36 protein-coding genes are annotated in these 22,428 nt (G+C 42.8%); 4 read left to right on the top strand and 32 right to left on the bottom strand.

Features of this window, described 5'->3' with window-relative positions; translation table 11 throughout:
• Window positions 1–827: 827 nt before the first annotated feature.
• Entirely contained in the window at window positions 828–1,745 is a 918-nt protein-coding gene (locus QUA99_RS26290) for a phytanoyl-CoA dioxygenase family protein (RefSeq protein WP_333242464.1), read from the top strand.
• 114 nt (window positions 1,746–1,859) lie between these two features.
• Here QUA99_RS26290 and QUA99_RS26295 read toward each other — a convergent pair whose 3' ends face one another.
• The 32 genes from QUA99_RS26295 to QUA99_RS26450 form a co-directional block, all read right to left on the bottom strand.
• On the bottom strand, window positions 1,860–2,249 hold the full coding sequence (locus QUA99_RS26295; RefSeq protein ID WP_333242461.1) for a hypothetical protein: 390 nt from the start codon (window positions 2,247–2,249) through the stop codon (window positions 1,860–1,862).
• Between the two features lie 217 nt (window positions 2,250–2,466).
• Window positions 2,467–2,697 carry an HNH endonuclease signature motif containing protein gene (locus QUA99_RS26300; protein WP_333242458.1) on the bottom strand — a complete coding sequence of 77 codons (231 nt, stop codon included), beginning with the start codon at window positions 2,695–2,697 and terminating at the stop codon, window positions 2,467–2,469.
• Window positions 2,698–2,965: 268 nt separating this feature from the next.
• Window positions 2,966–3,205 carry a hypothetical protein gene (locus tag QUA99_RS26305; RefSeq protein WP_333242456.1) on the bottom strand — a complete coding sequence of 80 codons (240 nt, stop codon included), beginning with the start codon at window positions 3,203–3,205 and terminating at the stop codon, window positions 2,966–2,968.
• A 47-nt stretch (window positions 3,206–3,252) separates the two neighbouring features.
• On the bottom strand, window positions 3,253–3,486 hold the full coding sequence (locus QUA99_RS26310; RefSeq protein WP_333242453.1) for a hypothetical protein: 234 nt from the start codon (window positions 3,484–3,486) through the stop codon (window positions 3,253–3,255).
• Between the two features lie 599 nt (window positions 3,487–4,085).
• A complete protein-coding gene (locus QUA99_RS26315; RefSeq protein WP_333242450.1) occupies window positions 4,086–4,475 on the bottom strand; it encodes a hypothetical protein in 390 nt (129 codons plus the stop codon).
• A 17-nt stretch (window positions 4,476–4,492) separates the two neighbouring features.
• Window positions 4,493–4,717: a hypothetical protein gene (locus QUA99_RS26320; protein ID WP_333242446.1), complete on the bottom strand. Its 225-nt coding sequence runs from the start codon at window positions 4,715–4,717 to the stop codon at window positions 4,493–4,495.
• A gap of 37 nt (window positions 4,718–4,754) precedes the next feature.
• Window positions 4,755–4,964: a hypothetical protein gene (locus QUA99_RS26325; protein ID WP_333242443.1), complete on the bottom strand. Its 210-nt coding sequence runs from the start codon at window positions 4,962–4,964 to the stop codon at window positions 4,755–4,757.
• Window positions 4,965–5,234: 270 nt separating this feature from the next.
• Window positions 5,235–5,570: a helix-turn-helix transcriptional regulator gene (locus tag QUA99_RS26330; RefSeq protein WP_333242440.1), complete on the bottom strand. Its 336-nt coding sequence runs from the start codon at window positions 5,568–5,570 to the stop codon at window positions 5,235–5,237.
• A gap of 34 nt (window positions 5,571–5,604) precedes the next feature.
• Window positions 5,605–5,928 carry a hypothetical protein gene (locus QUA99_RS26335; RefSeq protein WP_333242437.1) on the bottom strand — a complete coding sequence of 108 codons (324 nt, stop codon included), beginning with the start codon at window positions 5,926–5,928 and terminating at the stop codon, window positions 5,605–5,607.
• Between the two features lie 118 nt (window positions 5,929–6,046).
• Complete coding sequence (locus QUA99_RS26340; RefSeq protein ID WP_333242434.1) at window positions 6,047–6,445, bottom strand: hypothetical protein; 399 nt, start codon at window positions 6,443–6,445, stop codon at window positions 6,047–6,049.
• 143 nt (window positions 6,446–6,588) lie between these two features.
• Complete coding sequence (locus QUA99_RS26345; protein ID WP_333242432.1) at window positions 6,589–7,119, bottom strand: hypothetical protein; 531 nt, start codon at window positions 7,117–7,119, stop codon at window positions 6,589–6,591.
• Between the two features lie 7 nt (window positions 7,120–7,126).
• Window positions 7,127–7,402, bottom strand: coding sequence for a hypothetical protein (locus QUA99_RS26350; protein WP_333242430.1), 276 nt, complete (start codon window positions 7,400–7,402; stop codon window positions 7,127–7,129).
• Window positions 7,403–7,449: 47 nt separating this feature from the next.
• Window positions 7,450–8,199 (bottom strand): hypothetical protein, encoded by a 750-nt coding sequence (locus QUA99_RS26355; RefSeq protein ID WP_333242427.1) that lies wholly within the window; start codon window positions 8,197–8,199, stop codon window positions 7,450–7,452.
• Window positions 8,200–8,294: 95 nt separating this feature from the next.
• Window positions 8,295–8,645, bottom strand: coding sequence for a hypothetical protein (locus tag QUA99_RS26360; RefSeq protein ID WP_333242424.1), 351 nt, complete (start codon window positions 8,643–8,645; stop codon window positions 8,295–8,297).
• 61 nt (window positions 8,646–8,706) lie between these two features.
• Entirely contained in the window at window positions 8,707–8,907 is a 201-nt protein-coding gene (locus QUA99_RS26365; RefSeq protein WP_333242421.1) for a hypothetical protein, read from the bottom strand.
• 33 nt (window positions 8,908–8,940) lie between these two features.
• Window positions 8,941–9,504, bottom strand: coding sequence for a hypothetical protein (locus QUA99_RS26370; RefSeq protein WP_333242418.1), 564 nt, complete (start codon window positions 9,502–9,504; stop codon window positions 8,941–8,943).
• A 51-nt stretch (window positions 9,505–9,555) separates the two neighbouring features.
• Window positions 9,556–9,840 carry a hypothetical protein gene (locus tag QUA99_RS26375; protein ID WP_333242415.1) on the bottom strand — a complete coding sequence of 95 codons (285 nt, stop codon included), beginning with the start codon at window positions 9,838–9,840 and terminating at the stop codon, window positions 9,556–9,558.
• A gap of 106 nt (window positions 9,841–9,946) precedes the next feature.
• Complete coding sequence (locus QUA99_RS26380; RefSeq protein ID WP_333242413.1) at window positions 9,947–10,168, bottom strand: hypothetical protein; 222 nt, start codon at window positions 10,166–10,168, stop codon at window positions 9,947–9,949.
• A gap of 38 nt (window positions 10,169–10,206) precedes the next feature.
• A complete protein-coding gene (locus QUA99_RS26385) occupies window positions 10,207–10,872 on the bottom strand; it encodes an MT-A70 family methyltransferase (RefSeq protein WP_333242410.1) in 666 nt (221 codons plus the stop codon).
• On the bottom strand, window positions 10,869–11,207 hold the full coding sequence (locus tag QUA99_RS26390) for a hypothetical protein (RefSeq protein ID WP_333242408.1): 339 nt from the start codon (window positions 11,205–11,207) through the stop codon (window positions 10,869–10,871). Before QUA99_RS26390 ends, QUA99_RS26385 begins: the two co-directional genes overlap by 4 nt.
• Window positions 11,208–11,239: 32 nt before the next feature.
• Entirely contained in the window at window positions 11,240–11,593 is a 354-nt protein-coding gene (locus QUA99_RS26395) for a hypothetical protein (protein WP_333242405.1), read from the bottom strand.
• A gap of 87 nt (window positions 11,594–11,680) precedes the next feature.
• Complete coding sequence (locus QUA99_RS26400) at window positions 11,681–11,980, bottom strand: hypothetical protein (protein WP_333242402.1); 300 nt, start codon at window positions 11,978–11,980, stop codon at window positions 11,681–11,683.
• 86 nt (window positions 11,981–12,066) lie between these two features.
• A complete protein-coding gene (locus QUA99_RS26405; protein WP_333242399.1) occupies window positions 12,067–12,519 on the bottom strand; it encodes a DUF1257 domain-containing protein in 453 nt (150 codons plus the stop codon).
• Between the two features lie 8 nt (window positions 12,520–12,527).
• Complete coding sequence (locus QUA99_RS26410; protein ID WP_333242396.1) at window positions 12,528–12,878, bottom strand: hypothetical protein; 351 nt, start codon at window positions 12,876–12,878, stop codon at window positions 12,528–12,530.
• 164 nt (window positions 12,879–13,042) lie between these two features.
• Window positions 13,043–13,168, bottom strand: a complete 126-nt coding sequence (locus tag QUA99_RS26415; RefSeq protein ID WP_333242393.1) for a hypothetical protein — start codon at window positions 13,166–13,168, stop codon at window positions 13,043–13,045.
• A gap of 9 nt (window positions 13,169–13,177) precedes the next feature.
• Window positions 13,178–13,396, bottom strand: a complete 219-nt coding sequence (locus tag QUA99_RS26420; RefSeq protein WP_333242391.1) for a hypothetical protein — start codon at window positions 13,394–13,396, stop codon at window positions 13,178–13,180.
• Window positions 13,397–13,483: 87 nt separating this feature from the next.
• Window positions 13,484–13,885 carry a DUF6876 family protein gene (locus tag QUA99_RS26425; protein ID WP_333460478.1) on the bottom strand — a complete coding sequence of 134 codons (402 nt, stop codon included), beginning with the start codon at window positions 13,883–13,885 and terminating at the stop codon, window positions 13,484–13,486.
• 69 nt (window positions 13,886–13,954) lie between these two features.
• Entirely contained in the window at window positions 13,955–14,260 is a 306-nt protein-coding gene (locus tag QUA99_RS26430) for a hypothetical protein (RefSeq protein WP_333242382.1), read from the bottom strand.
• A 48-nt stretch (window positions 14,261–14,308) separates the two neighbouring features.
• The gene (locus QUA99_RS26435) at window positions 14,309–14,590 is read right to left on the bottom strand and encodes a hypothetical protein (protein ID WP_333242380.1); all 282 of its coding nucleotides are present in this window, start codon (window positions 14,588–14,590) and stop codon (window positions 14,309–14,311) included.
• An 81-nt stretch (window positions 14,591–14,671) separates the two neighbouring features.
• On the bottom strand, window positions 14,672–16,240 hold the full coding sequence (locus QUA99_RS26440; RefSeq protein ID WP_333242378.1) for an AAA family ATPase: 1,569 nt from the start codon (window positions 16,238–16,240) through the stop codon (window positions 14,672–14,674).
• Window positions 16,241–16,582: 342 nt separating this feature from the next.
• A complete protein-coding gene (locus tag QUA99_RS26445; protein ID WP_333242372.1) occupies window positions 16,583–17,749 on the bottom strand; it encodes a hypothetical protein in 1,167 nt (388 codons plus the stop codon).
• 188 nt (window positions 17,750–17,937) lie between these two features.
• Window positions 17,938–18,183: a helix-turn-helix transcriptional regulator gene (locus QUA99_RS26450; protein ID WP_333030444.1), complete on the bottom strand. Its 246-nt coding sequence runs from the start codon at window positions 18,181–18,183 to the stop codon at window positions 17,938–17,940.
• Window positions 18,184–18,452: 269 nt separating this feature from the next.
• On the opposite strand from QUA99_RS26450, the gene QUA99_RS26455 reads away from it, so the two are divergent.
• From QUA99_RS26455 to QUA99_RS26465, 3 genes are read left to right on the top strand one after another with little or no spacing between them, the layout of a single operon-like run.
• Window positions 18,453–18,701, top strand: coding sequence for a hypothetical protein (locus tag QUA99_RS26455; RefSeq protein WP_333242370.1), 249 nt, complete (start codon window positions 18,453–18,455; stop codon window positions 18,699–18,701).
• A 22-nt stretch (window positions 18,702–18,723) separates the two neighbouring features.
• Window positions 18,724–22,233, top strand: a complete 3,510-nt coding sequence (locus QUA99_RS26460) for a virulence-associated E family protein (protein WP_333242362.1) — start codon at window positions 18,724–18,726, stop codon at window positions 22,231–22,233.
• Complete coding sequence (locus QUA99_RS26465; RefSeq protein WP_333242361.1) at window positions 22,230–22,406, top strand: NblA/ycf18 family protein; 177 nt, start codon at window positions 22,230–22,232, stop codon at window positions 22,404–22,406. The genes QUA99_RS26460 and QUA99_RS26465 overlap by 4 nt, the downstream gene beginning before the upstream one ends.
• Window positions 22,407–22,428 lie beyond the last annotated feature (22 nt).

Consider the following 22,428-nt stretch of genomic DNA (forward strand, 5'->3'; position numbering starts at 1 on the left):
TTTGACAATTTTCGAGATCGACTATTAGCTTGCTTTTCTAATTAGTCTTTCTTATCACCGCAAACCCAGAAGACCCGCAAATTTTCCTTTCATTGAGCCTGATTGGATTTACTTAACAACAACGGAACTGGAAAAGTTGATACCGGGAGCGACCATTGCTCTCGGTATTCTTTGTTTGGGAAAGCCGAGCGAAATGCTACCTACAAATGCCGTGAATCCGCAGTGAATTTAGTAATGCTTACAAGGCCCGCTTCCAGTAAATGCAGGAGAGAGCTAGACGAGCAGAATACCCAATCGTGAGCCCAGGGGCATTGAAATCCCTCAATCCTCCGTTCCCCCCACTGCTGGGATGTCTGTGGCGATGGTTGAAACTGGGGGCGATCCCGGTCATGAAAGAGCGCGTCACACCTATGAAAAGGCGGGCTTCGAGCTATTCCCAGTTGCGAGATACTTCAAGAAGCTTTAAGTGCAGATGTTAAGTCTGAAGGTTTACTTGGTTCTAGAGAGGTGATCGCACTCGTTCCAATACTCCGCCTTGGCATGATTTGCGAAGGCTCTGCTTCCAGCAAGCGGCAGAGCCACATAGGAGCGGTAGGTTGCGACATAGGTTAATCTTGGAGAAGACCGATATCGGGGGTGGTATCCAGCAAAAGTGACGGATAGCACCCAAGAACCCGGACTTAACCTGCTTTCGTTTCTGTTTAATCCTTTAAAACTAGGGCGTTATCTAGCATATCTGACGGATAATCCTGGAAAGTAAAGGTATTATCCAGCACATCTGTTGAATACTGAAGTTTCTACTGTCCCGGCTTAAACGGGTAGCCACGATGCTAATTAGGCAAACAAAAACAGCCCTAAGTTCCCTAGGTTATGAACTAGATTGCCGTGAGGAGGCTTTTGGTTATCTAAGGGATTCCTCCGATGTACTCGGAGGGCCAGAGCAATTGCGACGGAGGATGCAACAAGACGGTTACTTATACTTAAAAGCCTTTCTTAACTCTCAAGAGGTTTGGCAAGCTCGTCAGGAAATTGCAACTTGTTTAGCTGCTGAGGGAAGCTTGGAACTCTCAAGCCCTGTTCTAGATTGCATCGCTAAACCTGGATTAAACATACATTTCCGTCCCGATTTAGCAACCAGGAGTTCAACACTGAAAACACTGCTTTATTCGGGACGGATGATGGAATTTTTTGGAACTTTTTTAGGCGGTCAAGTCCGGCATTACGATTACACCTGGCTTAGAGCCGTCGCCCCAGGAAAAGGAACTTACGCTCATTGTGACATTGTGTATATGGGACGGGGAACTGACAAGCTTTACACGGCTTGGACTCCATTAGGCGATATTCCTTGGGAATTAGGCGGGTTAATGATTTTGGAAAATTCTCATCATCTAGAGACTATTAAAAATAGCTATGGATGTAAAGATGTCGATCGCTATTGTGCCAACAGAAAAACGGCCCCTTTGTATGCCTCCAATCAAAAAGGGTGGGATGGAGCCTTATCCAAAAACCCGGTTTCTTTGCGCTGTAAATACGGAGGACGTTGGTTGAGTTCCGAATTTGAGGCTGGAGATGTTCTGATTTTTGGTATGTTTACCATTCATGCCAGTTTGGATAACCATTCTCCTTCTATTCGACTCTCCTCGGACAGCCGTTATCAATTGGCATCGGAACCAGTGGATGAAAGGTGGGTTGGCAGTAACCCTATTGGTCACTCTACTGCTGCTAAGCAAGGTCAGATTTGCTAGAAGACTTTAGTATAAGCCCACCGTTGAAGATTTTCGCTTATTGGCAGAATTCCTGTGGGAGAATCAAGACAGGGTTGAAGTTGACATTGACTGCTGACAACTTAGAATTTACTTTCACTTCGATAACAGAGCGATCGCCCTAAATTTGGGTTGAGGAATAGCGGCAATTTCTGCTGCACTTACCTGAGAAAAGCTGGTAGGGTTTACTTCATGTGTCCCGTTTTCTTCAGATTCGGATGAGGATTCAGGTGTTTTAGATGCCTCCCTAGGGGCAATTTCACTCCTTTCAACCGCTTGCTGCCAATCTTTGTATAGAACGGGAATCGAGTGGCCCGGATACTTCACTATAAGTGTGTTACCCATCCAAGACCTAACCTCGCCTTGTCCGTACTGGGGAGAAAAGAGCTGCTGTCCAGGGTCTAGCCACTCAGGATGCTTTCGTTCGCTGTTGGGAGTCACAGCGCGGATAAGAGCAGCATAGTCAGTGGGTTCGGGGTTTGTCATTGTTTTGGGGATAACTCCAATTGCCTTATCATAAGCTTCTCCCAGACTGTCGGATTTGCGCTCACTCTCAGGAATTGTTACGGGGCAATAGATTTAATCCGAATCTGCCGCCATTAACTCAATAAGCTCAAAGGTGGCTGTGCAATCTGCTAATGGGCGAATAGCCAGGTTCCGGCAGACCCACGCATCCGTACTGTGAGGGAGGCGTGGACTTTCCTCAGAACCACAAATCGCCTTGCCGAACCAGTCGATCGGCTTCCATTTTCTGATGCAGTGACCAGATGTGATATTGCCCATGCACTGATGCGCTTGAACAAACCACCAAGTTTTCTGGTGAGTTATTGGTTTTGTCCCCGTCAAGGTGATGGACAACTTCACCGGGTCTGAGTTTGCGTCCTATCGTCTGTTCGGCAATTACACGATGCAAATAAACGGTTTGATAGCTCATGGATCTTCTAGAGAAACGGGGAAAATTGCTTGAGAAGTGTCCAAAGTTGGGGTATGGGTTTGTTTCCGAACTTCCTCAAACCAATCTTTATGGGCTTGAAAAACTGCTGCCAGAGCCGAGATTAACACTTGCCACTGTTCATACGGAATGTCAGCGCAATCATTTTCGATTCGACTAATCTCACAGAAACTTCTTCAGCAGTGGGGGGATTCCACTCAACAGTTTTCGATTTCATGAGACTGCCGGGAGTGACCCGGTAATACACTAATTAATTATTGTCAGGTTCATGCCAACAAACTTTGACCATTGAAAGACAAATCCCAAAACCAGGTCTTTGGTTAAGGTTTAAAGTTTCTTCAAGTTTAACTTTTGCCGTTTCTTCATCAAAAAACGCTGCATCATTAAACTTGTCAGTCCAAGTATCATTTTCCGTCAACCATTCAATCCAACCTCTTTTTTGATCAGACGAATATGTGGCTTCTGAAATAGCAAATTTTTCATGAAACATATCAAACCTCCGACTGCCGGGAGCGACCCGGCAACAGCGCTAATATCTTAAGTATCAAGTTGGTAACGAGGGAGATTATTGACCATATCGCATTCAGATTCTTCGATCGCCTGATAAATTTCACTCAGTGCCTGAATAGCATCCGCCAAAACTAACTCGTTTTGTGTGACAAAATTCTCACTGCTTTCGATTTCCTGGTACTCTGGCTGATCCTGCAAAAGACGCAGTGTTTCTTCAGCACCCGCAATTATTAACTTGATTTGTTCGACTGTGATTGTCATGATTCTTACTCCTTAACTGATTAAACTCATTAACTCAAAACCTCAGAGCGAAGCATTATTAACTAAAAAGAGTTTTCAGGAAATATTTTTCATCAATTTTGTTGTCGCACACAACCATTGACTTAGCTGCTTGTTCGGCTAGCGATCCTCTTCGAGGGCTTCGCTAACGATTGCAGCCTTTGAGTTCAGATTTAGCTACCAACTCAAGCTCTGGCATAACGATTGCTTCTAGCTGAAATACATTGCCTGGTGAATCATCGTAGTAACAAGAGCTTTCTATCGTAAATTTCCAATTCGACCAGTAAAATGTAGTTTTCATTGTTATTAATCCCGGTACAATTCAACCTCAACAATGGAACTGTGAGGATTTTCAGAAGTACGATTTTCTTCAGCTAAACGTTCTTCAGCATCCGATCGAGTATCGAAGAAATGGGCTGCTTCAAAGTCTTCAGTCCATTTTTATTGCGTTTCAAGGAGCCAGAAAACACAGCCATATTCAGTAGCATCGCCAACCCAATAACTCGCTTTAAGAATCGCAAACTTGATTTCAGACTTAGGCTTAGACATAATTTAAGACCGGGAGCGACCCGGCAATCACGCTATTCACTACACAGTTGATACGCAAATATCAGGCACAGGATGAAATTGCTTTCCAATCCGTAACCTTCCCAACGACTATTTCTGACTCCAACAATGTGACGACATCGCTTAAGCCAATCAACACCGCCTCGTTTGGTAATTTCTTCAAACAGTCGCGGATGTTGCTGTAACTTGCACACAATGATTTCCGTCATAATCTCGATCGATTCCTGCATATCAGGGCTTTTGTGCTTTTGATAGGCAGATTCAGCATCACGGTAATTCACGCCATTGAATGTTACCGGATAATGATTTTTGATTTTGTTCTTTCGGAAAGCTAGCTCTGTGGGATTGGTCAAAGCTGCACCAATTCCAATATCAGAGCCAGACCAGATATTAATGCCTTCCATCTACTTATCAGCTCCAACTAAATAGACTGAGCGATTTGATAGGCTTGTTGATAGAGTGGATCATTACTCTTTGGCTGCTGACCTTCTTTTTGATCGCTGACGGCTAAAGCTACCTTGATTTTCTGGCTTTCAGTTTGTGAAGGTAGTGTTTGATTTTCATGGTAGTAATTGGCAGAAGTCTGGAAAAACTTAGGGAGGTCGGCTTCATATTTCAGAAACCGAACTAATTCTTTTAAGTTCATAGCATTGAGAAAAGCAACACCACCTTAAAGCGAAGCATTACTGTGACTTTTTACGATTGCCTTCTAGTTCTTCAATTTGAATGCCGATCGGATATGACTCTTCATCATATTCCCCAAGATATGGATCGACTTGGCTAGCTTCAGTTACTTTGCCTGAAGTAAATAGAGGACTGGTTGCTGCTAGTGCGACGGTCAAAGCTGTTGTAACGGCAAGAATCGTGTGTTGTGTTTTCAGGGAAATACCCAAAATGGTTTACTGGAACTGGAATAACTTATTTGAGTAAGCTGTTGATTTAAAGCCACAAATCGCCTACTTGAATCAGAGTTCGCTCGACTTCAAGTTTTTGTCTCAGAGAACGGACATGGTATCGTCCGTGAACAGAAGGACTAGAACAAATCACCAGGTTTTCTGGCGAGTTATTAGATATGTCCTCGTCCCGGTGATGAACAACATCACGCCCGTCTGAGCTTACGATTGATGGTTTGTTCCGCCACCATCCGATGCAGATACACTGTTTTATAGGTTATAGATTTTGCGATTGAAGTAAATGGGAAATGCTGATACGGCTTGGCTTAAATCCAGAGGCTCAACTTCGGTTTGTTGACGAATTTCTTCAAGCCAAACAACATCGAGGGCAAATATTACAGCAATCCTGGATATCAGCCAGTCATACTCACTCGATCGAATGTCGATTCGGTTGTTTTCGATTTTTGCTAGCAGGCAGCGGTCGATCGTCTCAAAACTGTCTGACGGCATAATCAGCAATTTACACAAATCTTTCTGGCTAAACCCGTAGTGTTGCCGAGCATTTTTAATAATTTTGCCCAGCGTTAACTTACTTTGGTCGTACATAGTGAAATTCTGGGAGCGACCCAGATATGCGCTCTTAAAATGTTATATAACCAAAGTCTTGATTTGCTCGTTGGACAACCTTCTGAATTAGTTCATCTCTTTTTGCCTCAAATTCTGCATGAGGCAGTTTGATATACCGATAAATTTCGGAATGTGACCATCGGCTCTCAGAGTCATATCCTTGATCACCACTAATCACTACAATCTCAATTGACGTAGTTTTTGGCCATCTGGTAATTTGCAGATGATACTGGCTCCAATCATCGTAGCTATTAAGCTGGTAACTTTCTTTTGTGTATTTTACCAGTTTGCCATCTTTGCTTTCCCAAGTACCATGTTCTATGTCGAACTCTACCATTATTTAATCCTCCATCTCAAACCCTCACAAGCGAAGCAAAATCTTACTAGAAATATTGCTATAAATATTACTAAAAACATTACTAAAAACGTTACAAGAAACAAGAAACAAGAAACAGTTATATAAACCACCAATTTAAAGAGTGAATCAATTTGGTAGCTTTGTTGATGATCTGAGTAACGATCGATTGGATAATAATCTGAGTATTTGATAAACCTAATTCAGAAACAGCGTCAAGACAAGCACTTTCCCAAGCACTTTCCTTGGTCTGATAGAGTTTGATTGAAGTTTTTCCGTAGCTTGCGGGCGCGTAGCGCATCGTCACATACTTTTGTTGAGAGAAGAAAACCAATTTGGCGGCATTGCCCGGTAAAAATTCAGGGGCAACGACTTCATGCTTGACCTCACAAGGTAAAAGCTGTCCTTCCTCGTTGAGCCATACAGCCTCTTCAGTTACAGGACATATTCTCAGTTGGTTTTCGACTTCTTGAGGTATTGAAAAATCTGGGCTGTGCATAGTACGATCGATCCGAAGCGTGAATCACTACTTTACAGCGAAGCTTAGACTTTGCAATAAGCTATCAACAGTCAGGGGTGGCAAATCTGCGACCCCTGCGCTGACTCTATACCTCGGCTATACCTCAGCTCTTCAGCTCTACCTCATCCGCCGTTGTTGCCCAGTCGAGAGCAAACTTTGCCGTCTCGGAAACCGAGTCCGTGACCGGGACAAATTCTGTCACAGCCATCGATCGAACTCGGAAAAGTTTTATAGCCCTGGTGTGGACAAATATCATCAACCAAAACATGATTTTGGTAAGCTTCCTCCAAATCAGACATGAAATTGTAATAGGAACCGATGAACGGCATTTGTTTAAGGCAAACCATCTTTTTCAGAAATGGTTTATTAATCACGTCCTCCTCAAGTTGAACCCGAGATGCCCAATCATCAGGGGTTCTATAAATCGAATACATTACCTCTTCAATCAATTTGTCAGACCAGAAGCGGTAGTCATAATGCAGATGCAGGTCAGGGAACTGAATGATTTTTGCATCCGAGTGTGGCTCATAGGGCAATATCGGCAAAACTGGAAACAGTCGATATTCTCGGTGTATTGCACTGTAAAGGACAGTCGATACACAGCGAACTAACGCTACCTGTCCGATCGATACTTCATCAAGTTGAGTTTTCATAGCTACCCTACCAATTCATCATCCTGCAAACAGATTCCCAATCCCGATCAATTTCTTCAGCAGTAAGGTGTCCGATCGAACCCGTCAAGGAAGCTGTAGTGCCAAGAAAAACGCCATCTCTGTCGAATCGGAATTTATCTTCAAGTTCACATTCAGCTTGTCCGATCGCTCCAGCAAAATCATCATGTTCTGGCGGGGGACAATTGACCACCCAAACCGCTTGAGCTGGATTAGGTTTGGGTTTGCCTGCCAGAGACATCATCAAAGCTTTTAAACTTGGCATTATTTCTCTCCTTAAATCACTCACAATCTCAAAGCGAAGCTAGCTAATTATTCAATGACCAAATCTTCAAATGAAGACGCAATTAGTCTTTCTAAACTTTCTTCAAACCAAGGAAGTAAGCTGTGATAAATGCCTTGACTTAACAATCTCGGTTCAATATTGTCAGGAAACTTATTTCTAGGTACTTCCTTCTGATAGGCTATACCAATATCATAATATGTTTGGCAGTAGTAAACAAAATTCAAAATTATTACTCTTCTCAGCTTTTCTGCTGAAAGAATTTGTACTAAGTAGTTGATTGAATTGCTTAAAGTTTTTCTGTTGCCTTTAGCCCATTCCCAATTTTGAACTTGAGAAAAGGTGATATAGCTGTAGCCTCCGCCGAAATACCATTTTCTTTTGCCGTAGAATGTGTTTATGTAAGCAAGAAGTTTTTCACAAGCTAATCGCAAAGTATCTATTTTGCTCTCAGGATATAACTGTCCATGTCCAATAAGATACCATCCCAAATCATCAGTCACTAAAGTATCGTTTAACATTGAAGCAACGCTATTTTTCCCAGCCTTTTTTACTGCTGGGTCGATCGACTTATCTTTCAAAAACTGAACCATCAAATCAAAACCAGGCTCACCATATTTGCAAGCTTCAGACATGGCACCAATTTTGGATGCCAGATGAGATGATGCTAAACGGCTCCTGACACCGAATAAACCTCCGAGCACCGCAGCGCCTTCGGGAACTAAGACTTGACTGCCGAGTACCGCGTCATATTCTGTGGGGTATGTGGCATCTACCATTGCTATTACCTGATTAATGTGATGTGGGGCGCAACTCCCCCGTAAATGCGCTGAAATTGATGCTAGTTACTGACTATCGATCGATCCAAAGCGTGCTAACGTGAATGTGCTTGATAGAGTTTGGTTTCTCGTTTCACCAACTCTACCTGCTGTTTAGTGAGCAAGCAGAAATCTTCAATTTGTGGATCGATCGCCACAACGAGAACTTGTCCCTGAAGGATGACACGCTTTGGAGTAAGCATAGTTGGCTGATCAGCCTTCGGCAAGAAGTCATCATCAACCAAAACAGCGAGTGATTGGTCAGAATAACAGCCATAGACCGCTTCAAAGAAAGCTTCTTCGTCTGGAATTCCTACAAGTTTTTGAATTTCAGCAACCGTTGGCACTTCAGTTGCTTCTACTTCTTGAATTCCTGTTGAGTTGATTAAAGCGTAAAATCGTGACATTTTGGCTCCAGTAAACAACGTATAAAATCAATCAATATCCTATAGCGAAGCACTAACGCTATTATTCAATTGAGATTTCCAACAATATTTTTGCTGTTTCAATATCTTCGGCTTGAACGTAAAGGGTAAACTTGCCTTGATAGACGTAAAACTCTAGCTGATGAGGCATTATTTTCACGACATCAACAACTTTTTGATGTTCATTCAACGGAAAATCAGATACTTTGTGCAATCCGGCAATATTAATCTTAGGTGAAACCATTGTTAGAACTGGGGGCGACCAGTAATTACGCTATTAAGGACGTTTGAAAATGTAAACTTTTTCATCCAACATCCGGCGATAAATTCCGTTTGTCGAATAGAACCAATCTCGGATAATTTCGTCGAAATTGAGATGCTGCCAGCTAAGGTTGTTGCGTTTTAACTGTAAATCAAAGCCTTCTTTGGTAAGAATTTCTTTGACAAAATCCTCAGTGCGATCGAAACAACCTCTGTAATCTTCTTGAAAGTTTTTCAAGATTTCTGGTTCTTGCCGATGCTCATAGAAGGAGAAATAGACACAAAATGGTTTGCCATATTTGAAAATTCCTTTACCTACTTGTGCAATAAACGGTATTGGCATTTCTGGTGTCATTAGAAACTCAACGCTTTGAAATCTCTGAAATAAAGTAATTTTGACACAGCCCTCAACTGAAGTCTGAATGTAGTCAATATTTTTCTGCATTTCAGAAGCGTTTATAGCATCAATCCAAGTACCCTCAAATGAACTTTCTTGTTGAAGATAAATTCTGGGTACATCAATTTCCTTGTTAGTCGGGAAAGGCAAATTGGTTAAAGGATCAGAAGAATTGGATGGCATGGTATTGTTGACTGGGAGCGACCCAGTAATTACGCTATTTGCTAGTAATTTCTAGTTGACGGGGGTTGTTTGTGTAGCTCTACACAAATCTCTGGCTGCTTCAAGATGTTCTGGAGCAACATAGACTCTGAAAGCACCTTCTCTCCACAGCATTTTCTCATTATGAGGATGAAACTCTATCTGATGCGGAATGTCACTATTTTTCATTGCGGTGACGATCGACTCATGCTGATATGCGAAAAAGTCGCTGACCGTAACAAATCCGTTTTCAACAATCTCTGGCAAATCATTAGATTCTGATTCTGTCGTTGTGCAGTCGTTATGAACGGTTGTCATGATGGTAAATATGAGAGAACAAATCAACATCTCAAAGCGAAGCAGTAACGGAGAGACTTAACCCTAGTAATTTCGATGAAAAACTAGGGAAAGTATTCAAGTGCTATTAGTGAAGTGAAAGACAGTCTTTGTTCACATCATTCCAATAGACCTTAAGAACAGAAACCTCAAAAGAATTAGGTTTGAGGCATTGGTTTAACTGAACTAATGCACTGGCTTCATCATCAAATACCCTTGCATCGTCAAGATTATCAATCCATTTGCCATCAATTCCTAAGAAAAGAAGATTGACAGTTTTCGCTACATCAAAGGAAAATCTACCTGCCACAATTATGAATTTGAACATATCAACACCTAAACTTCATGTCATTCCTCGCTTGGCGAAGCACTAGGCAAATTAGCTTCAGCACCCCAACTATCCCAACCATCGCGTTTCGATCGAGCAAATAACTCAATCCTTGAACCATCTAATTTCTGAGCTAGTCGATCGGCAACTGTCCAGAATTCTTGGGGTTTTTCAGAGTGCTGTGTTCGAGGGGCAAAAATGGTGTTAGGAATATTGGTCAGTCCGTGGGCTGAGAAAGTCCCTGGATTGCCCTTAGTGGCTACCAGAAAATGCTCGGTACAGTTTCTGCCATAATGACCAATGCCGATCGATGCCTTGGGTTCTCTGAGCGTGCTAGCACGAGTGGTTTTCACCCAGGTAAAGATAGCTTTGTAGCTAAATCCCCACTTCTCCAAGCATTTAAACCCCAGTGGCAGATGATTGTTCGTCACCCATAGCAGCAAATAGGCATCGGTGTTTGCGATCGCACCAATCGGCATTTTCAGAATTTCCTCATCGCTCATGGACGGGTAGCTGCAACGGCCCCGGTGAGTCTTGTCTGTTTCTCTGAGTGAGTAAGCCCAGGGGGCATCTACAACTATCAGTCTGTAATCCTGATGTGGAATGGGTGGCAGATTTGGTATCAGATGGAGTGCGATCGATAGTTTCAGTTGTCCAACCGAGTCATCAGGTTTGTAAGTTTTCATTTAGCTACCCCAATTTGATTGTTGATGATGAGTAAACCATCCAAAAGTAATTTGACTGCACGTTGCATCGCTTCTTTTTTCCCTTCTCTTGATTGAGCAGCTAAATCATCAATAAGTTTATAAGTCTCGGCTGCTGGAATATTAGCTGCTTTCTCAACTAATATTGAGGCTAGAGTTTTTTCTGGGATAAGTCCAAGAATTGTCCCTAACCAAACCTTCACAGCAAAATCCTGAAATGACCAGTTTTGAATTTCTGCCTCTCTGAATAATCCTTGAATCTGTCGGCGGACAAGTAAAAATGCTTTCTCTTCTTTCATATTTTTCGTGTCAGACATGGCTAATTTCTCCTTTCCTTCGAGGTTTAGGTTTATTTCGACATTTGCTCTTCTGCCAACCGTTGTTCAGCTCTGTTTTTATTGATAACTAATCCACGAAAGAACATCTCTTGCGCTTGTTTAATTCTCAAAGTATCCTGCTGCTGAACTTTGAAAATCAAAAACTTGAGAACTTCGATCGCACTTCTGCCATCAATTTCTGTGACGTTTTGAATAAGTTGAGCGCCAATTGCAAAATATCCCAAGTCAAATTCTGTAGCTCCCGCTAAAACTTTGACCGCAAATTGTTCCAAACTCCAGTTATTCGATCGAGCCATTTCAAAGATTTTATCAACTTCTATTTGAATTCTTTCAGCTTCTTGTACTACTTCTGTACGGTGTTCCATGATTTTTAATCTGAGTTTTGCACTAAATTAAGAGGAAAGTAATCAATATTGATTACTTTCCTCAAACCTTAAAAGCGAAGCATTAAGTTAAGTGAGAGTTTTCTCATACTCAACTAATCCATGAGATATCACAGTTATAGCTGCTTGAGTTGTCTCTAAATCACCGGATAGAGTTGCTGCTACCATTTCCTCAATGTGGGGTTGTGCTTGCAAACCTGTCACTTTTTCTAAGAGAAAACTTGAGAATGCTAGATAGTTAGCATCCTCTAAAACCGTATTATCCCAAACTTCGATCGCAAACTCTCTGATAGTCAAGCGCCGTTGATTAGCACTATCCACAATTTGCTTAAACTGATTTCTGATTTGTTCACTAATTTGTTGAGACATTTCTGTTTCCTCGCTATGGTGTATGGTAATTTCATTAACGCCTTATGGCGAAGCCCTCACCGACTAACTGTGGTTTTCTTTAACAATTAACACCACTTACCAGCAATTATGACAACTTCTCCATTTTCTTCAGTTTGAGACTCAATATTAAACCCTTGACTTCTCAATACTGATAGAGTATTTTCCCGTGCATACCAAGGTAATAGTTGCTCCATAAATTTCTTGGCAGCATGGATGGAACCATCACGAGTTAGAAACTCGTATTCGTCTGTCCCTTCTATTAATTTGAAGCCAAAGTCATAACCACCCTGATAGCTTTGTTTACGGCGAATAACAAACTCTGCTAGCTTACTGTTGCCGAAAGGGTCATGGATATGGCTGTTAGTTTCCAAATAGGCTCCTGTGAGAATTCCATTAAGCTCAGACTGAATCATTTTTTGAAGAATGTCTTGTAGGACGATCGGATTCTTGATTTGAGTTTTGATTTGAGTTAAATGTGAGTTAAATGTGACATCTAAGTTTCCTAAGAGTGGGGACAATGAATGAGTTAGTCTTTTAAAGTCTCAGCAAAAGTTGCCCGTTGTGCGCCATCAATTTCAAGCTTTTTTATCTGAGATAATCGCATTAATGCAAGTCGCAGAGCTAGATTATTGTTGCGAAGTTGGTTGTAAATCCAGCCCACACATTCAAGCAGTTTCTCATCCGTAGAATAGTGACAACCCATTATTCGCATAGAGGTTGTTACTTGGTGGATAACTTCTGAAATATCAATGTCTGGATTGGCGATCGTCCCATTCAAAATGCAGTGATTGTCCCGGTTATAGCCAGGAATTTTGCTCAAATCTCGGTCTACTTTCCACGGATAATTAGCACATTGTTTTGTTTGTGTCAGTTGCATAATTAGTATTTGACAGAAATAATGCGGTCGAATTCGTCTCTGACAATTTTCGGCTTTCTGCTAAAACTCATTCCACAATGTCGGCATTGAAAGTGTCTCAAGTATCCTAATTGACCCAAAAAAATTAGCTGACCGTTGCAGATTTTGCATTTCAAGTTTGCCATTTAGTTTTTCTGTTTGAGACTGTTGCTGATAACTAAACCTTGATTTATCAAATCCACTGCCCATTGTGCGATCGACTCATTTTTTTCAAGAGTTCCCTTAGCTAGAAATCGCAGAAATTGCAACATTTCGTCTCCCTAAAAATTTGTGCTGTGGTGAATCATGCGACAGGCGAGCGCTACATAAGGCGCTTTTTGTTGAACTGCATTTACCCAAACTTTTATCGCGAAATCGACTGTTGTGACCTGATTAGTGATTGCTTCAATCATAATTAGGTCAACATCTGCCTGCAATGCTTTCCATTGTTTTTGCTTTTTTTGGAGTGTAATTACGGAGTTTTCTTGGCTAATAGTCATTTGATTTGTTTCCAATGTTAGTTAAATGATGTAGTGCAAAAGTCTGCCCAGTCTCCAGTGGTAGAAGACTGGACAGGCTTTTAATGCTTAATTTTCATTAGGCAACAGAAGGATTTTCTCTTCCATATAAAGCTTGATTTCAGGCAAGGGAAAATTCGTATATTCTATCTGTTGAATAATCACAGGTTCAGTTCCGGGGTTCGGTGTATCTTCCCAACAACTCAAAACGGCAGCATTACCTGTTTGGGGCTTAATAAATTCATGTGCATTTCCGACATGAAGGAACCAAAGTTGAAACTCTGTTAATCGGTGAATTCGGTTAGCTCTGGGCTGATGAGAACCGATCGCATCAATCAACCAAAAACATTGAGCATTTTCAGCTAAATATTTGACTCCATCCGTGTAAGAAAAACCAAGCCAATGCTTGTAATATTGTTCCGAACCACAAAACTGTTGCAAATTCTGTGAGAGTGTTTCAGCATCCATCATTGGTTTTGCCATAATCTGATTCCAAATTCAAAACATCATTTCCCTACAGCGAAGCATTACATCACCATTTCAATGTTCTGAACCTTTATTTGGTTCAAATGCGTCGGCTAATTTGTCATCAATGGCAAATGCAATAATTCCGATCGCACCAGCTATTACTGCTTGATTTCCGGCTTTAGAAGCCTCTAAAAAAGTTGGAATTTCATCTTTATTAGTAAATAGTTCTGTGACTATTGCTAAAGCATTTGTGTTACCAGCGACGGCGCTTGTCCAAATCATTGAAGCAAATGCCCAACTATTCATTACTTCTTTTTTGCCTTCATTGGTATCGATCCTTTCCAAGCTTGACAAAGGATGAACAAAATGGGGTTCCATATTCTGCCTCAATTTATGTGACCAACTCCTCAACTTTAAACTCTTGCATTAAACTGTCCAAGTAGGACGTTTATCATTCTTGTCCCACTCTTCAATAATTTTCCGAACCCGTTCTAATGCTATTTCTTCAGATTGGAATTCCAGACAGAAATCAGGTGAGTAATAGCCTGCGTAATTTTGTAACCACAAAAGACCGTTACTGCTTCCACATCTGCCATAACTCCAGCATCCAATAGCACGTTTATTTCTCAGAATCAATTTTTTGAGAAGATATCCGTCTCTTTTAACATCAGGATTAGCAAATACTTTGCCCAGTTCAATTTCTGCCATTTCTTTCAGAGTAGTAAAAGCGACTTATTTCCTCAATCGCTATCAAAAAGCGAAGTTATATGCTTCGCTTTTTGATAGCGATTAATTTTCGTCAACCTCAAGAGGAGACAGATGAGAGTAGGAAATCGCAGGTGTTTCAATCCGATCGGCAATACTGGCGGATTTAGCGCCCGATCGAATTGCCCAACTTTTGAGTTCATCAATTTGTGCTTGAGCAATCCGTGCCAGAGGAACGCAGCCAGTGATCGCTATAGTCAAATCTCGCTCTGTGAATTCTCTCCCGGCACTGAATGCGGTTTGCATCGCATCGCAGATAACTTGCTCAATCTCCGCACCAGACAAGCAGGGCGACTGACTTGCCAGCATTCCACAATTGAAGTCTCCCGACTTCACTCGCGAAGGCCGGACGCGGGTGAGGTGAACTTGAAAAATTGCCTCCCGCTCTGTGAGGTTCGGCAGGTCAACCCAGAAAATTTCATCAATGCGACCTTTGCGAATCAGCTCGGCTGGTAAAACTTCAGCGCGGTTCGCAGTCATCACCACAAACACTGGCGCGGTCTTTTCTTGCATCCATGTCAGGAGCGCACCAAATACTCGCTGGCTTGTGCCAGAGTCGCCATCCATGCCAGACGTAATGTTTACGAATGCCTTATCTACTTCGTCTAAGAACAGAATGCAGGGTGCGATCGCCTCCGCTAACTTAATGACCTGTCGGATGCGGTTCTCGCTCTCGCCGACCATACTGCCAAAGACCCGACCGACATCGAGGCGCAGCAGGGGCAATTTCCATTCAGCAGCAATGGTTTTAGCCAGCAGGGATTTACCCGTTCCCTGAATGCCGGCCAGCAGTACCCCCTTGGGATTGGGGAGTCCATACTCACGGGCTTCATCGCTAAAAGAGCGCGATCGAACTGTTACCCATTGCTTGAGATTTTCGAGTCCGCCGATCAACTCCAGACCTGATTGAACCGGAATAAATTCGAGGATGCCTGTCTCCCGGATGGTTTGGCGCTTTTCCTCGATGACCGCAGCGAGGGCCCGAATATCAACTTTTCCCAGAACTAAACACTTGGCAAGAACGCGGGCAATTCGGCACCGAGTCAGCCCCTGACAAGCCTTTGTTAGCTGTTGCCTTTGTTCCGGGTTGAGTTTGATATTCTTGCCAACCAGTCGATCGATCAACTTCGATATCTCCTCGATGCCTGGTAAGGAGACATCTACCACCGTAATTTCTTCGCGCAGTTCTTGAGGAATTCGGAGTTGGTCGGAGAGAATGACGAGACAGCGACGGTCACGGGCGATGGTCACTGCCAAATTTTTCAGCTCCCGGACGATCGCTAGTTGGTTACTTGCTATCTGCCCATTCGCACCCGGTGCAATCAAAGTCGCAATGTCTTTCATGACGAACAAAGTGACTTGTTCCATTGCCGGCGCTTTGCTGATCCGCTCCAAGGCTTGCATCGGATTTCCCTTGGATGTACCCGAATCTGTCCAACCTCTGGCAAAATCCCAAAAGTAGATTTGCCCTTCCTTAGCTTTTGCTATATCACACAAAATTTCTTCGGCGGTTTCCTCTTCTGGGCTTACTACCCACAACAAAGGAAATCGTGCCATCAACATTAGCTGAATTTCTTTTTTTAGGTCTATCATATTTCTATCCCCTGATTAAGTAAGTCGGCGCTTTAAAACGCAACTATGTAAACGATGTAAAGTGTCCAAATGCTTTCTAATGGCTAACTTAAGCCTATTTACATACGGTTACATTATTCGGTTTAATCCCGCCTATCTACTTACTACCGATTACCAAGTAGCGATGGCCAATTACCCTATTACTGGTTGACGATTACTGGTTGATACGAGAGTGATTAGGAGTTTTGATTTTTAGTCCTCACTCAATACTCAAAACTCAAACCCCGAAACCCAAATTTTCTCTTTTTTTCTCAGTAACAGTTGTTAAAAGCTGTTACTGAGTTTTGGTTTCTGTTTCTGTTTCTAGTGAACAAGAGCAAGTTTTGGTTTCTTGCTTTTACTGGGAGTTTTTTCAGAAATGTTATCAGAAACGTTATCAGAAACGTTATCAGAAACGTTATCAGAAGTGTTAACCGATGATAAATTAGCCACGATGCTTTTCAATTCGTCAATTTCTTTGAGAGCATCAGACAAATCAGCCTGGAGTGTTTCATTTTCAACCATAAGCTGAGCATCGGTAACTTGATCTGAATCATCAAATTCTCGATCGACTTCTAAAGCCCCACTGATTTTCTGTTGAGTTTGTAGGTTAGTGATTGTTGTCGAAGCTTCTTTAAGTTGAGCTCTTAGCTGTTCTATTTGAGATTCTAGGACTTGTTTCTCACCAACTTGTGATTGCAGAGCTTGGATTTGAGAATGGAGACTGGACACTTCTCGTTCCCGTGCTTCGATTTGTCCATTAAGCTTAGATATCTCACTGAGTCGATCGCGAGAAGCGGTTTCAAATTCAGCAACTTCTATCAGACGTTTTTCAGCAACTGACAATTTTGCTAGTAGCTCATTACGTTCGGCTTGAATCAAATCTAACTGTTGACGAAATTCTTCAGAATCTGTCAACTTTTGCTTGTTCAGATTCATGTACGCTTCCCTGAGCTCATTCCGCTGGCGTTCGTACTCCGCTTGATAAAACTTCAACTCCATTTGATTTTGAGGAAAATCTTTGAGTTGGTGACGCATCAACTCATTTTCAGCAGCTAACTGTTTCATCCGATCGCCACTCACACTCGTATCTGCTTTTTGATAAGCCAAACGATAGCTAGCGATCGCCATTTGACGAGAAACTGTCAGATATTCTTCAGGAATGTCTGACTCTTCTAGCAAACCATCATCCGCAGCCTCTAAAAGTGCTGTTGCTAAATCCTTCTCTGATTTTCCCTCTTTCATCAGTGACAGATTATCTGTCCGCCATTCCTTGACCAATTTGCACACAATATCGGTACTCCCTCCGATACCGTAAATTTCTTTGAGGGCTGCGTTGACACTGCGGACTGCTACCCCTACACGGTTTTTCTGAAGTACAGCGCACGCAAAATCCACCATTTCTCGGTTGATTCCTGTGTATTGTTGAGCGCGATCAAACTCAAATCCCGTTAAATCAAGGCTTGTAAACGTTGTCGGTAATTTTGGCATAGGTTTGGGCTGCTGTGGGGTTAGGACACGGCGTACCGTGTCCTACTTGGCTATGAGCTAATCATATACTTTAATTACGATTGACGCAATACGCATACCGTAAGTAAAGAACAGCACCTAAGCCCATAGCTGGCTCAACAACTGTACCCACCAGCTCAAATAGCTTTTAAATTTAGACAACACAAAAGTTAATGAGAAATTAGCCTATTACCCTCGAAAGCCTCTATCAGGGCATCTATATCACATTGATAGACCTCCATCATCCGCTTGATCTTAGAAGGTGGAATATGGGGAACCTTGCCGGTTTCCCAGTTACTAAGGGTTGCTTCACGGATACCCAAAAGCTCCGCTACCTGCTTCTGGGTTAATCCCAAATTTTTACGAAGATTCACGGGGGTTAAAACTCGCTGTTGTTTTTTTTCGACTATTGCCATATTATATAAATCTTACGATCAGCGCAATACGCAAGTCGCAAGATAGCTAACTACTAGCGATCGGGCTTGATTTGAGCGTCAGCCCTGTCGCCACCACTATTTTGGCAGCCTTCTCAACAAATTCATCCAGAATCCTGAACGCAAAACCACCCACAAAAAACACAGCTTTATGTGCAGCTACAGTTTTCCTTCGTATAAAAAGCTGATTGTTGCCTGTGACAAGCTGCACCCGCAAAAAACTGTCTCCTGAAAATCAAGGACGGAGTTTTATGACTAACGGATGGTGCCGATCGAACTACCACAAGGACGGTAAACGGCGTTGGGGTAGTTTGACGAACGGTTTGTGTTGCGAATGTGAATGCGAAACCAAAACCGGAAAACAACAAGTAGGTGACGACAAAGGCAAAATCATTCGATTGCAACAAAAAATCGTGGATTTGGAGCAAGAGCGCGATCGGCTTGACAAAGAAGTCGATCACGCTCTTGCTCCAAATTGCAAACTCTCATCAAATCACTGAAACAATCAGGAGTAACAAAATTATGAGAATAGATCGTGAATTGGTTGAAAAACATCTCCATTATTTGGGATATCAACCAGGTGAAGCTTTTTTGAGATTTTTCTATCACAGTTCGGACGATCGTAAAAAAAAGGACAAAGGTCGCAAAGAAAATGGTGTGGACTGGGAAACAATAGAAAATCATCAGACAGACGGGCGTGGTGTTTACATTGTGGTTAATGGTGCATCGGGCGGACACACCGATGCTGACATCACACAATGTTGCGCCATTTTTTGTGAATGGGATGATATTTCGCTAGCTAAACAATTTGAAAAGTGGAGGGATATAGGTTTCGTTGAACCAACATTCACCATATTTAGTGGTGATAAGTCGATGCAGCCCTACTGGCTTTTTGATGAGCCGATCGCACCGGAACAATGGCAGGAACTGCAAGTGCTTCTGATTCAAGTCATGGAAGCAGACGAGAGCAATAAAAATCCCAGTCGTGTTTTTCGGCTAGCGGGTGCGTGGCACGTTAAGCCCGATCGCGAACCCGTTAAAACCGATTTTGTTGAAGAGTCCGGCACTCGCTACAGCTACAGTGATTTGCGCTCACGGCTCCTCATTCTCTATCAAGAGTTCCTGGCTCGGAAACAAAGAGAGCTCGAACAACGCCAAAAGTTACTCGCTCAGCAACAACTCGAACTGCAACAGCGCCAAGATTTGCCTGTTTCGATGCGCGAAGCGCCTCGCCCGTGCTACGCATCCGCATCCACGCCCACACCCGCACCTGCATCCGCCATCAGTAGCAATGGTTCTGCCACGGCAACTGCAACACTAATAAGACCGGAGCAAATATCTCAACGGTATCAAGAGCTTACGGTTCCGGTGCCGATGCCAATTTCCCTACAGTGTGCGTTGGGAAAACCTAACAAAGAATTTTTAAACGGGGTAGCGACTCTCAGAAATACCTCAATGGCAACACTGGCACGGGATTTACTGGGAGTTCAATCCGAGTTCAGCCGATTGGGACAGATAACCAATGAGGATGCCTACACTCTGTTTCTTGATGCTTGTCGGCGTTGTTCCCCCGGCGGTGGCTGGGATGAACAAGAGTGGGAGCAAATTTGGAATTCCGCAGTTAAGTCGAACCCGATCGCCAGCATCTCAAAATATTTTAGTGACGGGATTGAGAGCTGCATCAAAGGTGAATACTGGCGATTCATCAAATCTCTGCAACCTGACCATTTAGTTTCGCGAATGGAGGCAGAGGCAGAATCTGATTTGGGTAACTCTCCTAATTCTGCTACTAGCTCTGATTCATCACCTGAATTTAATATTTTAAATTCAGATGACAGAATGATGCAGGATTACCGAAAAATTGTTAGAAAATTCGGCAAGCGACTTCGACTGAATAAACTCAGTAAACGAATCGAAATTGACGATAAACCAGTATCTCTCGATCGAGTCCGCATTCAACTCGCTATCAAACACGGAATTCTTGTCAAATCCAGTCGAGAAGATGTTCAAGATATTCTCACAGAAATAGCGGTGAAAAATCAGTATTCACCAATTGAAGAGTATCTAAACTCTTTGCCAATAGCACCAGATACTTCGATTTTAGATAGTATCGCTGAGAAATATTTTGGTGTTGTCGATCCTATCTATGAAAAGTTTGTCCGCAAAACTTTAATAGGTGCTGTTGCCCGCACTTTTGAACCAGGCTGCAAAATAGATACAGTTCTGATTCTGCAAGGAAAGCAGGGCTATAAGAAATCCACGTTTTTTAAGGTACTCGCCGGAGGCAAATACTTTGATGATTCTCTGGGAACTGTTTCTGATAAAGATGAACGGTTGAAACTACACCGAGCGTGGTTTATTGAATGGTCAGAGCTAGAGAGTATTTTCAAACGGCGGGATGTCTCTGCCACAAAAGCGTTTTTATCGACCGGGACAGATGCGATAAGACCGCCATATTGTCGAGATACTGAAGATTTCGATCGACCTAGCATCATCGTTGCTACCACCAACAAACAAGAATTTTTGGCGGATGAAACAGGCAACCGCCGATTTTGGGTAATCCCGGTGAAAAAACGCATTGATACCAAACTGTTAAAGAAAGAGCGAGATGCGATTTGGGCTGCTGCAATGCTGGCTTACAAATCTGGTGAAGAACCTTTCCTTGACTATGAAAATGAGGAAACTGCTGAGCAACTTGCCGAAGAATTTCAAACTTCAGATCCCTGGGAAGATGTCATCGAAAATTTTATCGAACACCGCGAATATATTCAGCTTAGTGATCTGCTCACTCATCTCCAAGTTGATCTGAGTCGGCAAGAGCGATCGCACCAGATGCGCTGTTCCGCCATCCTTAAAAAATTTGGCTGGGAGCGAGAGCTGCGATCGATATCCAGTAAACGAGTTCGAGTTTGGTGCAAAACTGAACCCGAACCTGTCTCCGTCCCTCTTGAGGTTGCTGAACCCGTCCCCGAATTTGAGGTTGATTCAATCCCTGTTGAGGCTGCTGATCGACCTCACTTTTTAGAAATCGACCAAAAAAATGAGGTCGATCGTAAGGTTGATCACCCTGCTACAGAAGCATTTGATCAACCTGATCAACCTGATCATCCTATTTCTGAAAAAATACTAAATTCTGATCAGACCTCCGATCCAACCTCCGATCAGACTTCAGCTCCAAGCTCCGATCAGACTTCAGCTCCGACCGTAGATTGGATATCTGCTCTGGCAGCAAAGTCGTTAGCGCAACGCTTGAAAAATTCCACGGCAGCGAAAGATTTTCCCAGTTTGGGTGAGAAAGTTGATCACGTTGATCGCGTCGATCAATCCCTTGCACAGCAAAGTGATCAACCTAGTGATCGACCTCAGAATTTGGAGCCATTTTCAAAAAATGAGGTAGATCAGCAGCCTCAACAAAACGACGAAACAGGGGATCTTGTCGAATATATTCGGCTAGCGATCAAAGCCGGTGATCGAGAAACAGCTCTTGATATTCAGACCATGCTCAAGGAAGTTTGCAGCAAAGGCGCAGCCGATCGCCAGAAAGTCTGGAACTCCCTTACGGCTGATGAAAAAACCGCTTTTAATGGATTGATTTCCCCAGACCCGACACCAACTCCGACACCAACTCCGACACCAGAATCGACAATGCCGACAGCAGAACCGACGGCAGAACCGACGGCAGAACCGACAGCCGAGACAGTGGAGACAGTGGAGACAGTGGAGACACCCGCAGCAGTCCCAACACCGGAACCAGCAGCTACCGCCGGGGCAATAGCAGAGCCGAATAAGAGTGAAGGAATAGATGAGGAGGATGCTGAAAAACTGAGAGAGATAGCAACTATTTGGTGGGATGAATACTACCCAGAACAATTGCAAAATCTACTGACTCAGATGTATGGATGGAAAGCGCCAGGGGCTAAATACCAGAGAGAGGTAATAGTCAATTGGCTGACTGGAGAAACTGCTGAAGTTCGCGATCGAATCAACCTATTAATTGCCGAAAAAAATCGAACTGAGGAAACAGAATCATGACAACTATTGACCTCACACTTGAGCAACAACTTCGATTAAGAATCTACGCTTCTCAAGCTCAATCACTTTCAGTAGAAGAAGCACGAGTCCTCTTAGTTGAAATGATGCGCCAAAACATGATCAAGGATAACACAATCCGCAATTTCTTAGGTAGTCAGAAGAATGTTTTGTAACACAAAGATAGCAGAACAACTG

Origin of the sequence: Microcoleus sp. F10-B2, from assembly GCF_036704965.1 — a bacterium.
Taxonomy (GTDB): Bacteria; Cyanobacteriota; Cyanobacteriia; order Cyanobacteriales; family Microcoleaceae; genus Microcoleus.

Bases quoted from the DNA above. Each gene is read 5' to 3' on its own strand.
- QUA99_RS26395 (WP_333242405.1), bottom strand. From the start codon at position 11,593: ATGGAACACCGTACAGAAGTAGTACAAGAAGCTGAAAGAATTCAAATA.
- QUA99_RS26425 (WP_333460478.1), bottom strand. From the start codon at position 13,885: ATGATGGATGCTGAAACACTCTCACAGAATTTGCAACAGTTTTGTGGT.
- QUA99_RS26440 (WP_333242378.1), bottom strand. From the start codon at position 16,240: ATGATAGACCTAAAAAAAGAAATTCAGCTAATGTTGATGGCACGATTT.
- QUA99_RS26290 (WP_333242464.1), top strand. From the start codon at position 828: ATGCTAATTAGGCAAACAAAAACAGCCCTAAGTTCCCTAGGTTATGAA.
- QUA99_RS26305 (WP_333242456.1), bottom strand. From the start codon at position 3,205: ATGTTTCATGAAAAATTTGCTATTTCAGAAGCCACATATTCGTCTGAT.
- QUA99_RS26310 (WP_333242453.1), bottom strand. From the start codon at position 3,486: ATGACAATCACAGTCGAACAAATCAAGTTAATAATTGCGGGTGCTGAA.
- QUA99_RS26435 (WP_333242380.1), bottom strand. From the start codon at position 14,590: ATGGCAGAAATTGAACTGGGCAAAGTATTTGCTAATCCTGATGTTAAA.
- QUA99_RS26350 (WP_333242430.1), bottom strand. From the start codon at position 7,402: ATGCCAAGTTTAAAAGCTTTGATGATGTCTCTGGCAGGCAAACCCAAA.
- QUA99_RS26335 (WP_333242437.1), bottom strand. From the start codon at position 5,928: ATGGTAGAGTTCGACATAGAACATGGTACTTGGGAAAGCAAAGATGGC.
- QUA99_RS26330 (WP_333242440.1), bottom strand. From the start codon at position 5,570: ATGTACGACCAAAGTAAGTTAACGCTGGGCAAAATTATTAAAAATGCT.
- QUA99_RS26375 (WP_333242415.1), bottom strand. From the start codon at position 9,840: ATGACAACCGTTCATAACGACTGCACAACGACAGAATCAGAATCTAAT.
- QUA99_RS26295 (WP_333242461.1), bottom strand. From the start codon at position 2,249: ATGACAAACCCCGAACCCACTGACTATGCTGCTCTTATCCGCGCTGTG.
- QUA99_RS26455 (WP_333242370.1), top strand. From the start codon at position 18,453: ATGACTAACGGATGGTGCCGATCGAACTACCACAAGGACGGTAAACGG.
- QUA99_RS26390 (WP_333242408.1), bottom strand. From the start codon at position 11,207: ATGTCTGACACGAAAAATATGAAAGAAGAGAAAGCATTTTTACTTGTC.
- QUA99_RS26315 (WP_333242450.1), bottom strand. From the start codon at position 4,475: ATGGAAGGCATTAATATCTGGTCTGGCTCTGATATTGGAATTGGTGCA.
- QUA99_RS26460 (WP_333242362.1), top strand. From the start codon at position 18,724: ATGAGAATAGATCGTGAATTGGTTGAAAAACATCTCCATTATTTGGGA.
- QUA99_RS26365 (WP_333242421.1), bottom strand. From the start codon at position 8,907: ATGGTTTCACCTAAGATTAATATTGCCGGATTGCACAAAGTATCTGAT.
- QUA99_RS26340 (WP_333242434.1), bottom strand. From the start codon at position 6,445: ATGCACAGCCCAGATTTTTCAATACCTCAAGAAGTCGAAAACCAACTG.
- QUA99_RS26345 (WP_333242432.1), bottom strand. From the start codon at position 7,119: ATGAAAACTCAACTTGATGAAGTATCGATCGGACAGGTAGCGTTAGTT.
- QUA99_RS26385 (WP_333242410.1), bottom strand. From the start codon at position 10,872: ATGAAAACTTACAAACCTGATGACTCGGTTGGACAACTGAAACTATCG.
- QUA99_RS26360 (WP_333242424.1), bottom strand. From the start codon at position 8,645: ATGTCACGATTTTACGCTTTAATCAACTCAACAGGAATTCAAGAAGTA.
- QUA99_RS26415 (WP_333242393.1), bottom strand. From the start codon at position 13,168: ATGTTGCAATTTCTGCGATTTCTAGCTAAGGGAACTCTTGAAAAAAAT.
- QUA99_RS26400 (WP_333242402.1), bottom strand. From the start codon at position 11,980: ATGTCTCAACAAATTAGTGAACAAATCAGAAATCAGTTTAAGCAAATT.
- QUA99_RS26300 (WP_333242458.1), bottom strand. From the start codon at position 2,697: ATGAGCTATCAAACCGTTTATTTGCATCGTGTAATTGCCGAACAGACG.
- QUA99_RS26320 (WP_333242446.1), bottom strand. From the start codon at position 4,717: ATGAACTTAAAAGAATTAGTTCGGTTTCTGAAATATGAAGCCGACCTC.
- QUA99_RS26420 (WP_333242391.1), bottom strand. From the start codon at position 13,396: ATGACTATTAGCCAAGAAAACTCCGTAATTACACTCCAAAAAAAGCAA.
- QUA99_RS26370 (WP_333242418.1), bottom strand. From the start codon at position 9,504: ATGCCATCCAATTCTTCTGATCCTTTAACCAATTTGCCTTTCCCGACT.
- QUA99_RS26445 (WP_333242372.1), bottom strand. From the start codon at position 17,749: ATGCCAAAATTACCGACAACGTTTACAAGCCTTGATTTAACGGGATTT.
- QUA99_RS26430 (WP_333242382.1), bottom strand. From the start codon at position 14,260: ATGGAACCCCATTTTGTTCATCCTTTGTCAAGCTTGGAAAGGATCGAT.
- QUA99_RS26355 (WP_333242427.1), bottom strand. From the start codon at position 8,199: ATGGTAGATGCCACATACCCCACAGAATATGACGCGGTACTCGGCAGT.
- QUA99_RS26450 (WP_333030444.1), bottom strand. From the start codon at position 18,183: ATGGCAATAGTCGAAAAAAAACAACAGCGAGTTTTAACCCCCGTGAAT.
- QUA99_RS26465 (WP_333242361.1), top strand. From the start codon at position 22,230: ATGACAACTATTGACCTCACACTTGAGCAACAACTTCGATTAAGAATC.
- QUA99_RS26410 (WP_333242396.1), bottom strand. From the start codon at position 12,878: ATGCAACTGACACAAACAAAACAATGTGCTAATTATCCGTGGAAAGTA.